The organism is Vitreoscilla stercoraria DSM 513 (assembly GCF_000382305.1).
GTDB lineage: Bacteria > Pseudomonadota > Gammaproteobacteria > Burkholderiales > Neisseriaceae > Vitreoscilla > Vitreoscilla stercoraria.
On the sequence record NZ_KB908025.1, the window covers coordinates 77,962 to 93,474 of the forward strand.

A 15,513-nucleotide genomic window follows, 5' to 3' on the forward strand; every position below is an offset into this window, starting at 1 on the left:
GTTATAATTGCGCCTTTATTTCTGAAGGTGGCGGCGCATGGCCAAGCGGTATCTCATCATCAAATTAAGGCACCATGGCGATGTATTGCTCATCACACCTGTGATTGCGGCTTTGAAGGCGCGCGAGCCTGATTGTGTGATTGATGTGGTGATTTACAAAGAAACCCGCGACATGCTGGCGGCACATCCTGATATTCATCATATTCACCTCATTGACCGTTCATGGAAAAAACAAGGCATCAAAGCGCAAATAGGGCATGAATGGGCGCTGCTTAAAAGTGTGAAGCAAAGTCGATATGATGTGGTGGTGTGTTTGGCAGACCAATGGCGTGCGGCTTTGCTGGCCAAAGCCAGTGGTGCGGCCAAACGCATTGGCATTGCGTATCCGTATCGAGATGGCAAAATGTGGCGGGTGTGTTTGACAGATGTGGTGCCTGAATTGGATTCTCATCATCATATTGTCGAACAAAATTTATTGGCATTAAAACCTTTGGGCATTGAGCCGACGGCGCGTGTGCCGTTGAAAATGGCGTACCACGCTGATGATTGGCAACAAGTAGAGGCTTTATTACAAGCGCAAGGCTGGCAAGGCGAGGATTATGTGGTGGTGCATCCGGGTTCGCGTTGGTTTTTCAAGTGTTGGGATGACGATAAAATGACGGCTGTCATCCAAAAATTATTGAATCAAGGCAAAACAGTGGTGTTGAGCGCGGCACCTGATGAGCGTGAATTGGCGATGTTGCAAAACATTCAATCGCAATTGAATGTGCTTACAGGACGCTTGTTGGTGATGGCGGGCAATATGAATTTGCGCCAATTGGGCGCTCTGATTGACCATGCTACATTATTCATTGGTGTGGATTCGGTGCCTATGCACATGGCAGCGGCCACGCAAACGCCTGGTGTGGCTTTGTTTGGACCGACTTTTATTCAGCGTTGGCGACCTTGGACGGACAAAGCTAGCGTGGTGTATGCCGCCGATTTTGGCGATTTGCCGCATCCGAACAGCATTGATGTCAATACCAAAGAACGTTATTTGAGCGCCATTCCTGTGGACGCGGTGTGGCAGGCGATTGAACAACAGTCTACTTAAGGATTTAGCACGATGAAACATATTATTACTGCAACTGTTTTGGCTTTGACTTTGGCGGCATGTGCCGGTGGCACAACGGGTTTGGGTTATGGCAACACAGGCAGTACAGGCAATACTAATGCTGCGAGCGGCTTGGGCAAAACTTTGGTTCAAAGCTATGCACGCAACCAATGTTCGGTAGAATTGAACAAGCGTCAAGAATGGCGTTTGATGGCATTGGCGGTGAGTGCTGACAAACAAGCACAGTGGGAAGAGCAAATTTGTGGTTGTGTTTCAGAAGAAGCACCGAACAGCGTGACGGTTTATGATTTGACCCAAGCGGCAGTCAATCCTCAAGCGCGTACTGAAATTGTGGCCAATGCGGTGACCAAAACCGTATCGTCTTGTTTGAATCGTTTAGTGAAATAAGGATTATCATGCAATACCAAAGTACCCGTGGCGAAAGCCCATTGCGTTCATTTAGCCAAGTATTGTTGATGGGTTTGGCACCCGATGGCGGTTTGATGATGCCAACGAGTTATCCAAAAATTTCGACCGAGACCTTGACCCAATGGCGCAGTTTGTCTTATGCCCAATTGGCATTTGAAGTGATGAGCTTGTTCATTGACGACATTCCTAGCGAAGATTTGCGTGCGATGCTTGAGCGCACTTATACCGAAGAAGTGTTTGGTACGGCCGATATCACGCCTGTGCGCCGCTTACAGGACGGTTTATTGGTACAAGAATTGTCTAACGGTCCAACTTTGGCATTCAAAGACATGGCGATGCAATTTTTGGGTCAAGTATTTGAATATGTTTTGGCACGCGAAAACAAAACTTTGAACATTTTGGGCGCAACCAGTGGCGATACTGGTTCTGCAGCAGAATACGCGATGCGCGGCAAACAAGGCATCAATGTGTTCATGCTTTCGCCTGAAGGCAAAATGAGTGCGTTCCAACGTGCGCAAATGTTCAGTTTGGCCGATGAAAATATTCACAATATTGCTGTGAATGGTTTGTTTGACGATTGCCAAGACATCATCAAAGCGGTGCAAGCGGATGCCGAATTCAAACAAAAATATGCCATTGGTACAGTCAATTCGATTAACTGGGCGCGCATTGTGGCGCAAGTGGTGTATTACGTGCGCGGTTATTTGGCAGCGACCACCAGCAACGATGAAAAAGTGTCGTTCTGTGTGCCGTCAGGCAATTTTGGCAATGTGTGTGCAGGTCACATTGCGCGCCAAATGGGTTTGCCGATTGAACGCTTGATTGTGGCGACCAATGAAAACGATGTGTTGGACGAATTCTTCAAAACTGGCGCTTACCGTCCACGCACTTCTGACAACACTTTCATCACATCCAGTCCATCTATGGACATTTCCAAAGCGTCTAATTTTGAGCGTTTTGTGTTCGATTTGGTCGGTCAAGATGGCGAAAAAGTGCGCCAATTGTGGGCAGGTGTAAACAGTGGTGAAGGTTTTGATTTGGCAGACCAATTGGCCCAAGTACATGGTCAATACGGCTTCGCTTCAGGCTCATCCACTCACCAAGACCGTTTGGATACAATGAAAGCGGTGCATGCTGCAGGCGATGGCTTTGTCGATCCGCACACCGCTGACGGCATCAAAGTGGCGCGCCAAGTGCGTTTGGACGGTGAAACCATCATTTGTTTGGAAACGGCTTTGGCGACCAAATTTGATGAAACCGTGCGTGAGGCTTTGGGCAACGATGTGGTGATTCCACGTCCTGAGGCTTTGAGTGGTTTGGAAGATTTGCCGCAACGAGTGACGGTGATTGACAACAATGCCGAAGTGGTTAAAGACATCATTCGCCAAGCTGTGACCGCATAATATGCAACATTAACGGTATTTAACTCAAAGCGTCCTGTAAACCTTTACAGGACGCTTTTGTATGTCCAGCGGCAGATTGTGATGAAAGCCGTTTTCGCTTACAATAGCTCCCTTTATTTGCTTGGACTGTCGCCTCTTATGGCCTCAAATTCAAAACCAGAGTCGACCTTGTCGGGCTGGGAGTTGTACAAACGAATTTTCCCTTATTTGCGTCATTATTGGCTGTTGTTCGTGGTGTCTTTGGTGGCCATGGCCATTGCTGCGGCCACTGAGCCTGCATTTGTCGCATTGCTCAAACCCTTGATTGACGAAGGCTTCGTGGGTAAAAATGCCGAAGCCATGCAATGGATTCCATTTGCCATCATTGGTTTGTTTGTGTTGCGCGGTGTGACCAGTTTTATCAATGAATATGCCACCTCGCTATTGGCTGGCACGTTGGTGAAAAAAATGCGCGAAGAGTTGTTCGACAAATTGTTGGATTTGCCGATGGCGTATTATGCCGACCATCAAAGCGGTCGCATGATTTCACGCATTACCAATGATGTGACGCAAATTTCCAATGCTGGTTTTAACATCATCACCGTCACCGTCAAAGACGGTGTGACGATTTTGGGTTTGCTCGGTTGGTTGGTTTATACCGATTGGCAATTGACGTTAATCATGTTTGTGTTGTTGCCGACGGTGGCCGTGTGTGTGCGTTTTGTCAGCAAGCGTTTGCGCAAACTCTCACGCAAAAACCAACAATACATGGGTGAAATGACGCAAGCTTTGAGCGAATCGGTGCATGCGGCAAAAGTGGTGAAAGTGTATGGTGGTCAAGCGCAAGAGCGTGTGCGTTTTGGTCGTACGATTACCGAAGTCTTGAATACCAAGGTCAAACAAAGCATTACCTCGTCTTTGAATACAGGCATTACGCAATTAATCATTGCCGTGGCATTGTCGATTATTTTGTATTTTGCCGCAGAACGTGCGCGCAGCAATGCGTTTACCGCAGGTGATTTTTTATCTTATTTGTCGGCCATGTTGATGTTGTTTGCACCATTCAAACGCATTACCAATATGTCACAAACCTTACAATTGGGTTTGGCAGCGGCAGAAAGCGTGTTTGCCTTTTTGGATGAAAAAGGCGAGCTGAATCAGGGCACAAAAACTTTAACAGGCTTGAATCAAGGCATTGCTTTGCGCGATGTGGTATTTCGTTACACGGGTGCTGAACGAAATGCTATTAATGGTTTGAATTTGGACATTCAAGCGGGCAAAGTGGTGGCTTTGGTGGGTGCATCAGGTTGTGGCAAAACCACCTTGGCGAACATGTTGTCGCGCTTTTTGATTGCCGATTCAGGCCGCATTGAGTTCGATGGCGTGGAAATCAATGATTTGGATTTGCGCTCTTTGCGCAGTCAAATTGCTTTGGTTAGCCAAGATGTGGTCTTGTTCAATGGCTCGATTTTGGAAAATATTGCGTATGGCGAATTGGCGACACACAGCCGTGAAGCCGTAGAAAAAGCGGCGAAAATGGCCAATGCGTGGCAATTTATCGAAAAATTACCGCAAGGCTTGGACACCTTGATTGGTGAAAATGGCACCAAACTATCAGGTGGTCAGCGTCAACGCATCGCGATTGCCCGCGCTTTGCTCAAAAATGCGCCGATTTTGATTTTGGACGAAGCCACCAGTGCTTTGGACAATGAATCAGAGCGCTTGGTACAGGCCGCTTTGGAACAATTAATGCAAGCGCGTACCACGATTGTGATTGCCCACCGTTTGTCCACCATCGAACAAGCAGATTTGATTGTGGTGATGGATCACGGCGAAGTGGTCGAGCAAGGTACACACAGCGAATTATTACAACAACAAGGTCGTTATGCGCATTTGCATTCGGCTCAATTAATACATCATAAACAAACTTAATTATTCATCTTGATTTATCAGATTTCACTGAAGGAAGCAATAAATGGCAGCATTTAACAGCATGAAGGTTTTGTCAGTACACCACTGGACCGATGCTTATTTCTCATTCACTTGCGAGCGTGACGAAAGCTTGCGTTTTGAAAACGGCCAATTTGTGATGGTTGGTTTGGAAGTCGATGGCAAGCCATTGATGCGTGCTTACAGTGTGGCTTCGGCAAACTGGGAAGAGCATTTGGAATTTTTCAGTATCAAAGTACAGGACGGTCCTTTGACCAGCCGTTTGCAGCATTTGCAAGTGGGCGATGAGGTTTTAATCAGCAAAAAACCAACCGGTACTTTGATTGCCAGCGATTTGAATCCTGGTAAAAACCTGTATTTGTTGTCAACTGGCACAGGCTTGGCTCCATTTTTGAGCGTGACCAAAGACCCTGAAATCTTGGAACAATACGAAAAAGTCATTTTGGTTCACGGCGTACGCTACAAAAAAGACTTGGCTTATTTCGATCATTTTACTCAAGAATTGCCTAACCATGAGCATTTGGGTGATTTGGTCAAAGAAAAATTGATTTACTACCCAATCGTGTCACGCGAAGAATTTCCAGCACGTGGTCACATGACTGATTTGATGCGTTCAGGCAAACTGTTCGAAGACATTGGCTTACCATTCATGAATCCTGAAACTGACCGCGCGATGTTGTGTGGCGGCCCTGGCATGTTAAAAGATGTGGCAGCGATGTTAGATGAGTTTGGTCTTCAAGTGTCACCGAAAACAGGCGTGCGTGGTGATTATGTGATTGAGCGTGCGTTTGTCGAGAAGTAATCTGTTTAGATTGAACTAGTAGCAACCGATGCAGTTTCGAATGTCAGAATGAAAAGGAAGATGTAGATGTTGGATTTGGTGTTGTGGATATTGTTGCCCTTGTGTGTTGGCTTTTGTATCAGAATACACCATACCAAGCAGTTAAACTTCATCAATGGGTCTTTGACTTACATCGTCTATCTGATTTTGATTCTCATCGGCATAGAGCTGGCGCAAGTGGACAATCTTGGCAAAGAGCTGGGATTCATCCTCGGCGTCAGCTGTTTGTTTTTGGGCGTGAATGTGGTGTGCAATGTTTTGGCTGTGATGTTGGTCGATTGGAAATTTCCATTGCGTTTGCGCTCGCACCAAGATGGCGCATCTTTGTCTTTAAGCCATGCTTTGCTCGGTAGCCTCAAGCAAATGGCTTGTGTGGCGGTGGGCTTTGTCTTAGCAAAATTATTAGTCGGTATGTGGATGCCACCACATATGAGCATCAGTGTGGCTTTGGCGGCATTGTTGTTTTTGATTGGTGTGCAATTGCGCAGTACTGGCATCAGCGTTAAACGGGTCTTTTTTAATCGTCGTGGTGTGGTTGCAGCCATTTTAATTGTGTTCAGTTCTGCTGTTGCCAGTGTTATTTTAAGTTGGATTTTGAACATTCCACTGAACCAGTCTTTGGCCATCAGTTCGGGTTGGGGTTGGTATTCTTTATCGGGTATTATCATGACTGATGCTTATGGTGCTGTTTGGGGCAGTGTGGCTTTGGTCAATGATTTGGGACGTGAATTTGTGGCATTGGCATGCATACCTATCTTGATGGCACGCACGCCAACAGCCGCCGTGGCCTTAGGTGGCGTGACCTCTTTAGACTTTACTTTGCCCACTATTCAAAAATCAGGTGGGGTAGAAATGGTGCCGTTAGCCATCAGCTTTGGTTTCATTATGAATGTTATCTCCCCGATTTTAATGGCTTTTTTTGCGCATGCGAAATTCTAAAAATAACATTTTTGGTGAATAACTTGCGCACTATCGAACATTTTGGCACAATTTAACATTCTGTTTTGATACTGAAAAGTGACCCTATAATGACTTTGCGTTCCCCGCGTCATGAAAAAATCGTTGCCTTAGTGCGCGATAGTGGTTTTATGCCGATTGAAGAATTGGCGAAAGTATTGGATGTCACCCCACAAACCATACGCCGTGACATCAATCAATTGTGTGAAGACAATATTTTGCGTCGCTACCATGGCGGTGCGGCTTTAGGCAGCAGCGTGGACAATGAGGATTACAGCGCCCGCAAAGACCGCAACCAAAGCGAAAAATCGCATATTGCCGATTTGATTGCCGCACACATTCCTGAAAATGCTTCTTTGTTTATGAGCATCGGTACAACGATTGAAGCCGTGGCACAAGCGTTGGTGAATACGCACAAAAATTTGTGCATTATCACCAATAATATTCATGTGGCATCTATCATGTCGTCACGACCTGATTACCAAATCATGATTACTTCAGGCGTGGTGCGTGCCAGTGATGGCGGTATTACGGGTGTGGCCACTTTGGATTTTATCAATCAGTTTAAAGTGGATTATGCCATTTTGAGCGCAGCAAGCGTGGAGCCAGATGGTTCTTTGTTGGATTTCGATTACAAAGAAGTCAGCGTGGCACAGGCGATGATGCAAAATGCCCGTCAGACAGTGTTGGCAGTAGACCATACGAAGTTTGGTCGCAATGCTTTGGTGCGCATGGGTGATATTTGCGAATTTGATGCGGTGTTTACCGATTTTACGCCAAGCGATACTTTACAGCGCCGTTTACAAGAAGCAGGTGTGCAATGGCATTTGGCAGAGCGTGAAGAAGACTGAAATACGGTAAGCTGTTTTCATTAAAAAGCGTCCTGTAACTTTACAGGACGCTTTTTTACATGTCATTTAGATGTGAATTGGGTGCGAAGCTTGTTAATCCTCCAAAGTTTTGGCGATTTTGTCTATGTTCAGGCTTTTGGCCATGGCATCGAAAATGCGTTTGTAAGCACCGTGTTGATGGTACAAATCTTCATGAGTACCGTGTTCGACAACGCGCCCATTTTCCATCACATAAGTGTAATCGGCATCGATGATTTGCGAGAGGCTGTGCGAAATCATCACCACTGTGCGGCCTTGTTTGATGGCATCCAGCGATTGTTTGATTTGTTCGGTGGCAATGGCATCCAAACTGGCGGTCGGTTCATCTAGAAAAATAATCGGTGGATTTTTTAAAAACATGCGCGCCAAGGCAATGCGTTGTTGTTGTCCGCCTGAAAGCATGGTGGCATCGCTTTGATAAGCATCCTGTAACAATAAAATTTGTTCGTGTATCGAAGCTTGTTTGGCTGCTTGTATGACATCTTCGTCGGTAGCATCGGTTTTGCCATAACGGATATTGTCGGCAATACTGCCTTGGAAAATGTGGTTTTTCTGTAATACCAAACCAATGTGTTCACGCAAATAAGCGGTGTGCATGTCCAAACTGTCCACGCCATCGATGATAATGCTGCCTGAATCGGGCGCATAGAATTTGTCTAGTAAACTGATGAGTGTGGATTTGCCTGCACCAGACAAGCCAACAATAGCTGTAATTTGATTGGGACGGATGTGCATGTTAATGTTTTTCAGGGCTTTGTGACCATTGGGATAAGTAAAATCCACATTTTGCAGTATAAAGTCGCCTGTCAATGGCGTTGGTTTGAGTGTGCCTTGCGGTTCAATTTGATTGTCGGCTTCTAGAATTTTGAAAAAGCTTTCTGAATACACCAAGGCATCATTAACCTCATCGTAAATGCGGTGCAAAGAACGAATCGGTGCTGATACATTGTTAAACAGCAAGACATGGTACATGATCATGCCTATGGTCATTTGACCGTCTAAAACCAAAAACGAAGTCATCAAAATGATGCATACCACGCCGATTTGTTCAATCAAGGTTTTGCCGCCATCAAATAAAAATGCCAATTGACGCGTACGCATTTGGTTGAGCGTCAATTGGTGTTGTAAAGCCAATTGCTTTTGTGCTTCGATGTGTTCGCGGTTGAAGGATTTGATGACGGTAATGGATTGAATGATGCTCAAAATACCTTGGCTTTTTTGTTCACGACTGTCCCGAAAAGCACGGCGCCAATCGCCTAATTTTTGGGCTTGCAAATACGTGACCCAAAAATAAATCGGCACCGTCACCAAACCAATAAGCCCAACCCATATATTGGCGTAAAACATCAAGCCTAAGGCAATGATGGCACTGGTGAACAAAGGCAAAATATCAATGAAAAAAATTTGAACCAAACGGGTTAACGACCCGATACCTCGGTCGATGCGGGTTTGTAATTTGCCTGCTTGGTGGTCTTCGGCAGTAAAAAAAGCCACGCGGTAACGCAAGAATTTTTCGATAATGCCTTGCGACAAGTCTTGTGATACCAAAATACGCAGTTTTTCACCATAGTATTTTTGCCCAAACCCGATGGCAGCACTCAAAACCTCTTTGCCCAATAAAACCATGCTGATGACGATTAATAAACGTGTGCCTTCGTGTAAACCACCGCCGCTGTCTAGGATTTGGCTGATGTGGTCGACCGCATATTTTAACGTGATGGCATTGACTTGGGCGATGAATGCTGCAACCAAAGTCAACAATAAAGTCGCCACAACCAATAAGCGATAAGGGCGGACAAAGGGGCGAATTTTGTGGAACAATTGCCATAGATTCATGTGGTCATCTCAATATTGCGCAGAATAAAGACCATTGTAATGAAAATAATCAGCATCAAAAACGCCTTTTGAAGGAAGTAGACGTTTTTGATGTAGATAGCATTAAGAATGTATGGCTTGAATAATTGTTGCATACAAGCCTAAGCTGAAAACCAATAGCAAAGTAAAGCAGAACATTAAAAAGGTGAAAATAATATACGCCTTACAAAAATTGGATTTGCTCGTTGGAATGTTTTTGTCGAAAGCCCATACAAACATCATGATGATGTTGACCAAAGGAATGGCAAAAATCAGCAACATGATAATCCATTCTTTGACGCTGATGGCGACTTCGGCTTGGGAGTCTTGGGTGGTAAGCTGGTTCATTGCATGGGACTTTATTTAGAATGTTAAGTAGCTTGGTGAATCAAGACTGCCAAATGGTTCCGAATCGATATACTTAAAATTCTGTGTTGGTGTTGAAAAGCGTCCTGTAAAGGTTTATAGGACGCTTTTGGGTTTAATGCCGATGTGCCAAGCCATCGCCATCGCGGTAGTGTAAGCGGTGAAACACCAAGCTTGAGAGGATGGTAATGATGCCGATGCTGATGAAAGTATATTGAAACGCCAATTGGGTATTGCCTTGAGTCAGGATTTCATGGTTTTGATAAAAGCGTAAAATCAACGAGCCCAAAGCAATGCCAAACCCCATCGCCAATTGTTGGTTGACTGCCATCAGACTGTTGCCGCTGGTGTTTTGGTATTTGCGCAAATCGGCCAAAGTCAAAGTATTCATGGAAGCAAATTGGATGGAGCTGCAGGCGCCTAAAATGAAAAAATGGGCTATCAGCAGCCATTTAGGGCTCGTGGGTGTGTGGCAAGCGACCAAAGCCATCAAGATGCCAACCATCACCGTATTGCTCATCAAAATTTTGCGATAACCAAAAGTTCTGAGCAAACGCTGCAAGATGGGCTTGGTCATCATGGCGGCGATGGCCATTGGTGCAATCATCCAGCCAGCTTCACTAGGAGCGTAGCCAAATGAAATTTGTAACAGCAAAGGCAAGAGCAGTGGAATGGCGCTGACACCCAAGCGGGTGAACAAATTGCCATTGAGACCAATGCGAAACGTGCGCACGGACAAAAGGCTCAATGGATAAATGGCGTTTTGGTGGTTTAAGGCGTAGCGGTAATAGCTGTAAAACAAAGCCGAACCCAAACACAAGGTGAATAAGGCAAAAGGCAACGAAGTTGTGCCCATGAATTCTAGACCGATGGTCAGAAAAAACGCAGCACTGCCAAACAACATGATACCGAGTAAATCGATGCGGGTAGTAGGTTCAATATAATTGGGCATGAAACGCCAAGCGGCGACAAAACACACCATGCATACGGGAATGTTGATGAGAAAAATCCAATGCCAAGACACCACTTCAACCAAATAACCACCGACCAAAGGTCCCATAATCGGTGCCATGAGTGCGGGCATGATGGCGTAATTCAAGGCTTTGACCAAATCGGCTTTGTCAAAAGATTTAATCAGTGCCAAGCGTGCAATCGGTGTCAACATCGCACCGCCCACGCCTTGTATCACCCGTGCCAATACCAACATAGACAGCGTGGGTGCTAAAGCGCATAAAATAGAGCCCAATCCAAACAAGGTGATGGCCAATAAAAAAATGCGTTGCGTGCCTATTTTGTCGCTTAAGTAACCACTGATAGGCGTGAGCAATGCCAATGTCAATGTATACGCTACCAATACCGATTGCATGTTCAAAGGCGAGGTGTGTAAATCAGCGGCAATTTGCGGCAACGCGGTATTTAAAATCGTGGTATCAAGCATTTGCATGAAAATCGCCATGGCCAACAACAAAGGCAAATATTTTCGAAAATTGGCAGGCGGTTCTTTGGGCAAAGACAAAATGGCAAAAGGATTCATAAACAACAAGCGACCTGTAAAACAAGAAGACAGATTGTAATGCCAAGTGTGCTTAGTAGACAGTGTATCTGCAAAATGACTGTTATTTGTTCGCTAGACGAAACCTTATGTCATAGCCATTGACACCGATGTCATTTTTGAGCAATGTTAGCGTTTTGCAGGCACAATTTTGGATTTTTGTAGTTAAAACATATTTCAAGAATACGACACCATAGGAGTACGACCCGATGTTTGATTTTGCCAAAGAGCAAACGCCACTACGCCAGAATATGACCGTTTTATATCGTGAGGATGAAGCACTTGTAGTCAATCGTTTGGCTAACGAGTTGGATTTTTCTGAGCAGGCTACCAAAATTGAAGCTTGGGCCAGAGGTTTGATTACGGAAGTTCGTGCCAAACGCCAAAAAATGGCGGGTGTCGATGCTTTGATGCATGAGTTCAGTTTGTCGAGCGAAGAAGGGGTGGCGTTGATGTGTTTGGCAGAAGCTTTGCTGCGCGTGCCAGACAAACACACTCAAACATTGCTCATTCGTGACAAATTGTCTCGTGGGGATTGGAAAAGCCATGTGGGACAAGGTTCTTCTTTGTTTGTGAATGCGGCAGCTTGGGGTTTGTTGTTAACTGGCAAAATGACGCAACCTGCTACGGAACAAAGTCTGAGCAGTGCCTTAAACCGCATGATCAGCAAAGGCGGTGAGTCGATGATACGCAAAGGTATGGATTATGCTATGCGTATGTTGGGTCAGCAATTTGTCACAGGGCAAACCATTGACGAAGCTTTGAAAAACGGTGTGGAACGTGAAGGCAAAGGTTATCGCTTCTCGTTTGATATGCTCGGTGAAGCGGCGATGACGCAATTGGATGCCGAGCGTTATTACCAAGATTATATCAATGCCATTCATGCCATTGGTCGCCAAAGTTTGGGGCGTGATGTGTATGACAGCAATGGTATTTCGGTGAAGTTGTCGGCATTGCACCCACGTTACCACCGCAACCAACACGCACGGGTGATGAAAGAATTGCTGCCTAAGGTCAAATATTTGTATGTGCTTGCCAAGCAATACAATATTGGTTTGAACATTGATGCAGAAGAATCTTATCGTTTGGACATTTCTTTGGATTTGCTCGAAGCGATTGCGTTGGATGAAGATTTAAAAGGGTTTGAAGGCATTGGTTTTGTGGTGCAAGCCTACCAAAAACGTTGTCCTGCGGTGTTGGACTTTATTATTGATTTGGCACGTCGTTCCGGCCACCGCTTCATGATTCGTTTGGTCAAAGGCGCGTATTGGGACAGCGAAATCAAATTGGCGCAAGTAGAAGGCTTGGAAGGCTATCCAGTTTACACGCGCAAAGTACACACTGATGTGGCGTATTTGGCGTGTGCGCAAAAATTATTGGGCGCTACCGATGTCGTTTTCCCACAATTTGCTTCGCACAATGCTTACACTGTGGCGGCAATACGCAGTTTGGGTGGTGACAAAGACTTTGAATTCCAATGTTTGCATGGCATGGGCGAAACTTTGTACGACCAAGTGGTCGGTGAAAACAATTGGGGCCGCCGTGTGCGCATTTATGCACCTGTGGGCACGCACGAAACCTTATTGGCATATTTGGTGCGCCGTTTGTTGGAAAACGGTGCCAACTCTTCTTTTGTGAATCAAATTGTCGATGAAACCATAGACATTGATTCTTTGGTGCAAAATCCTTTATTACAAGTGGCGCAAACCGGTGGCTTGCCACATCCTGCGATTGCGTTGCCAGCGGCCATTTATGGCAATGGTCGTGTGAATTCTCGTGGCTTGGATTTGAGCAATGAAGCGCAATTGTTGCAGTTACAGGATGCTTTGAATCAAGAAGCCCAAAAAACGCACCATATAGCATCTATTACCGCTGAAGAAGTGGCGCACCATCCTGCCCATCCTGTATTGAATCCAGCCAATCACCATGAAGTGATAGGTGAAGTATCGTTTATCAAAGTGGAAGCTGTCGCCGATGTGATTCAAGATGCGATTCAAGCGCAATTTGTATGGCAAGGCAAATCGGTAGCCGAGCGTTCTAAAGTCTTGCGCGCTACCGCAGACTTATTAGAAGCCAATCAAAATGTGTTGTTGTATTTGGCCATTAAGGAGGCGGGCAAAACATTAACCAATGCCGTCGGTGAGATTCGCGAAGCGGTGGATTTTTGTCGCTATTATGCCCAACAAACCGAAGAGTTTTTACCACAACACGCCAAATCTCGTGGGGTGATGGTGGCGATTAGTCCGTGGAATTTTCCATTGGCGATTTTTGTGGGTCAGGTGGTGGCGGCTTTGGCAGCAGGCAATGTGGTTATCGCCAAACCTGCTGAGCAGACTTCGTTGATTGCCCACGCGGCAGTGACGTTGATGTTGGCCGCCGGCGTGCCAGACGGTGCGGTGCAATTGGTTTTGGGTGAAGGCGATGTGGGTGCGGCTTTGACTGCGGATGAGCGGGTTGAAGGTGTGTTGTTTACAGGTTCGACTGAAGTGGCTCAATTGATTAACCGCGGTTTGGCCAAACGCGAAGACATGCCTTTGTTATTGGCTGAAACAGGCGGCCAAAATGCGATGATTGTTGACAGTACGGCTTTGCCTGAGCAAGTGGTGCAAGACGTGTTGTTGTCGGCATTTGATTCGGCAGGACAACGTTGTTCGGCATTGCGGGTTTTATGTTTACAGGACGATATTGCTGACCGTGTGATTACAATGCTCAAAGGCGGCCTGAAAGAATTGCGTATTGGCAATCCTGCGCAATTGAATGTCGACATTGGACCTGTGATTGACGAAGAGGCGCAACAGCGTTTATTGGCTTACATCGACAGCAAACGCAGTGTGGCAACGCAAGTGACACAATGGTCGATTGCACCAGAATTGGCAGCACAAGGCACGTTTGTACCGCCAACGATTTTGGAATTGAAACACTTAGGCGATTTGAGCCAAGAAGTATTTGGTCCTGTGTTGCATGTGGTGCGTTTTAAAGCCCATCAGTTAGACCAATTGATTGACCAAATCAACCAACAAAACTACGCTTTGACTCACGGCATACACAGTCGTATCGATGGTCAAATTGAATACATTGCCAGCCGTATTGAAGCGGGCAATGTGTATGTTAATCGCAATATTGTTGGGGCAGTTGTGGGCGTGCAGCCATTTGGTGGTCACCATCAATCAGGTACAGGCCCGAAAGCAGGCGGTCCGTTTTATTTACAACGCTTGAGCTTGACCAATCCATGGCGTTTGCCTGAAGGCAGCGAAGTGGGGCAAGCGGCGGTGAATGTGAATGAACAAGCGCAGAAATTGGGCATTACGGTGGATGAGCGCATGACGTGGCAAGCGCATGTCACTTGTGTGTTGAACAGCTTGCCATGTAGCAGTGGTATTTTGCTCAAAGGTCCTACCGGTGAAACCAATAGCTTGAATTGGCATGTACCAAAACACGTGTTAATTGATGGTGGTGATGAGTTGAGTGTGGCCGCTTTGGCGGCGGTATTACAAGCATCGGGCAGCCAAGTGTTTTTGAGTGCCAACCATCGTGCTGCCTCGCGTTTGGCCAAAATGGGTGTGAAAACCTTGTCTGAGGCGGAAATGGGCAGCAAGCCAATTGATGTGTGTGTTGGTTTGAGCAAAGTCGATGTGGCTTTGAAAACCTTGTTGGCCAAGCGTTCTGGTGCTTTGGTCAAATGGGTCGATTTGTCGCAAGGCTTGGATGTGGCGCCTTTATTGCATGAAGTCAGCCGCAGCACCAATACTGCCGCGGCAGGTGGCAATGCTGCTTTGATGACTTTACAGCAGTAGACCATCTGAAGTGAAAAGGCGTCCTGTAAACTTTTACAGGACGCCTTTTTCATATAAAAACAAAGCCGCCAATGCTGGCGGCAGGTTGGATTAATAATCTGTACTGCTTGGTACAGGTAAATCTTGCGCTTTTTTCATGGCGCGGTAAACGCTCAATCGACGACGATGTTGCATATGGCTTGTCCTTTCTTTAGGTGTTGCTGTTTTCTGTGGATCAAGCAGAATCAAAGATGAATATTCCGTTTTTCGGTTGGAATCACACTCTAACAAGGTAGAAACATTATAACGGTTTCAAGGGTTAACTGCCGTTAAGGTGTTAACGGATGATGCTTTTATGGAATAAAAATAATGCTTAAGAATAATTTTTTTTGAGTATTTTGATGCAAGTATATGTTTTTAGCAGGA

11 protein-coding genes are annotated in these 15,513 nt (G+C 45.8%); 8 read left to right on the forward strand and 3 right to left on the reverse strand.

The features are described 5' to 3' along the window. Nucleotides 1-37 precede the first annotated feature (37 nt). From rfaQ to H150_RS0107485, 7 genes are all read left to right on the forward strand, one after another. Nucleotides 38-1,093 (forward strand): putative lipopolysaccharide heptosyltransferase III, encoded by a 1,056-nt coding sequence (rfaQ, locus tag H150_RS0107455; protein ID WP_019958428.1) that lies wholly within the window; start codon nucleotides 38-40, stop codon nucleotides 1,091-1,093. Nucleotides 1,094-1,105: 12 nt separating this feature from the next. After that, nucleotides 1,106-1,501 (forward strand): hypothetical protein, encoded by a 396-nt coding sequence (locus H150_RS0107460; RefSeq protein WP_019958429.1) that lies wholly within the window; start codon nucleotides 1,106-1,108, stop codon nucleotides 1,499-1,501. 8 nt (nucleotides 1,502-1,509) lie between these two features. Then, complete coding sequence (thrC, locus tag H150_RS0107465) at nucleotides 1,510-2,925, forward strand: threonine synthase (RefSeq protein WP_019958430.1); 1,416 nt, start codon at nucleotides 1,510-1,512, stop codon at nucleotides 2,923-2,925. 138 nt (nucleotides 2,926-3,063) lie between these two features. After that, nucleotides 3,064-4,836, forward strand: a complete 1,773-nt coding sequence (gene msbA / locus H150_RS0107470; protein WP_019958431.1) for a lipid A export permease/ATP-binding protein MsbA — start codon at nucleotides 3,064-3,066, stop codon at nucleotides 4,834-4,836. Between the two features lie 43 nt (nucleotides 4,837-4,879). After that, nucleotides 4,880-5,656, forward strand: a complete 777-nt coding sequence (locus tag H150_RS0107475; protein WP_019958432.1) for a ferredoxin--NADP reductase — start codon at nucleotides 4,880-4,882, stop codon at nucleotides 5,654-5,656. A gap of 66 nt (nucleotides 5,657-5,722) precedes the next feature. Then, entirely contained in the window at nucleotides 5,723-6,634 is a 912-nt protein-coding gene (locus H150_RS0107480) for a LysO family transporter (RefSeq protein ID WP_019958433.1), read from the forward strand. A gap of 89 nt (nucleotides 6,635-6,723) precedes the next feature. Next, the gene (locus H150_RS0107485; protein WP_019958434.1) at nucleotides 6,724-7,503 is read left to right on the forward strand and encodes a DeoR/GlpR family DNA-binding transcription regulator; all 780 of its coding nucleotides are present in this window, start codon (nucleotides 6,724-6,726) and stop codon (nucleotides 7,501-7,503) included. A gap of 93 nt (nucleotides 7,504-7,596) precedes the next feature. Here H150_RS0107485 and H150_RS0107490 read toward each other — a convergent pair whose 3' ends face one another. From H150_RS0107490 to H150_RS0107500, 3 genes are all read right to left on the reverse strand, one after another. Next, nucleotides 7,597-9,378, reverse strand: coding sequence for an ABC transporter ATP-binding protein (locus H150_RS0107490; protein WP_019958435.1), 1,782 nt, complete (start codon nucleotides 9,376-9,378; stop codon nucleotides 7,597-7,599). Nucleotides 9,379-9,480: 102 nt separating this feature from the next. Further along, entirely contained in the window at nucleotides 9,481-9,744 is a 264-nt protein-coding gene (locus H150_RS0107495; RefSeq protein WP_019958436.1) for a hypothetical protein, read from the reverse strand. 133 nt (nucleotides 9,745-9,877) lie between these two features. Further along, the gene (locus H150_RS0107500) at nucleotides 9,878-11,296 is read right to left on the reverse strand and encodes a DHA2 family efflux MFS transporter permease subunit (RefSeq protein WP_019958437.1); all 1,419 of its coding nucleotides are present in this window, start codon (nucleotides 11,294-11,296) and stop codon (nucleotides 9,878-9,880) included. Nucleotides 11,297-11,523: 227 nt separating this feature from the next. Between H150_RS0107500 and putA the strand changes: the two genes are divergently transcribed. Then, nucleotides 11,524-15,108, forward strand: coding sequence for a bifunctional proline dehydrogenase/L-glutamate gamma-semialdehyde dehydrogenase PutA (putA, locus tag H150_RS0107505; RefSeq protein WP_019958438.1), 3,585 nt, complete (start codon nucleotides 11,524-11,526; stop codon nucleotides 15,106-15,108). The last annotated feature ends 405 nt before the right edge of the window (nucleotides 15,109-15,513 follow it).

What these genes read in the sequence shown, in the direction of transcription:
- rfaQ (WP_019958428.1), top strand. Translation starts at nt 38, where the DNA reads ATGGCCAAGCGGTATCTCATCATCAAATTAAGGCACCATGGCGATGTA.
- H150_RS0107460 (WP_019958429.1), top strand. Translation starts at nt 1,106, where the DNA reads ATGAAACATATTATTACTGCAACTGTTTTGGCTTTGACTTTGGCGGCA.
- thrC (WP_019958430.1), top strand. Translation starts at nt 1,510, where the DNA reads ATGCAATACCAAAGTACCCGTGGCGAAAGCCCATTGCGTTCATTTAGC.
- msbA (WP_019958431.1), top strand. Translation starts at nt 3,064, where the DNA reads ATGGCCTCAAATTCAAAACCAGAGTCGACCTTGTCGGGCTGGGAGTTG.
- H150_RS0107475 (WP_019958432.1), top strand. Translation starts at nt 4,880, where the DNA reads ATGGCAGCATTTAACAGCATGAAGGTTTTGTCAGTACACCACTGGACC.
- H150_RS0107480 (WP_019958433.1), top strand. Translation starts at nt 5,723, where the DNA reads ATGTTGGATTTGGTGTTGTGGATATTGTTGCCCTTGTGTGTTGGCTTT.
- H150_RS0107485 (WP_019958434.1), top strand. Translation starts at nt 6,724, where the DNA reads ATGACTTTGCGTTCCCCGCGTCATGAAAAAATCGTTGCCTTAGTGCGC.
- H150_RS0107490 (WP_019958435.1), bottom strand. Translation starts at nt 9,378, where the DNA reads ATGAATCTATGGCAATTGTTCCACAAAATTCGCCCCTTTGTCCGCCCT.
- H150_RS0107495 (WP_019958436.1), bottom strand. Translation starts at nt 9,744, where the DNA reads ATGAACCAGCTTACCACCCAAGACTCCCAAGCCGAAGTCGCCATCAGC.
- H150_RS0107500 (WP_019958437.1), bottom strand. Translation starts at nt 11,296, where the DNA reads ATGAATCCTTTTGCCATTTTGTCTTTGCCCAAAGAACCGCCTGCCAAT.
- putA (WP_019958438.1), top strand. Translation starts at nt 11,524, where the DNA reads ATGTTTGATTTTGCCAAAGAGCAAACGCCACTACGCCAGAATATGACC.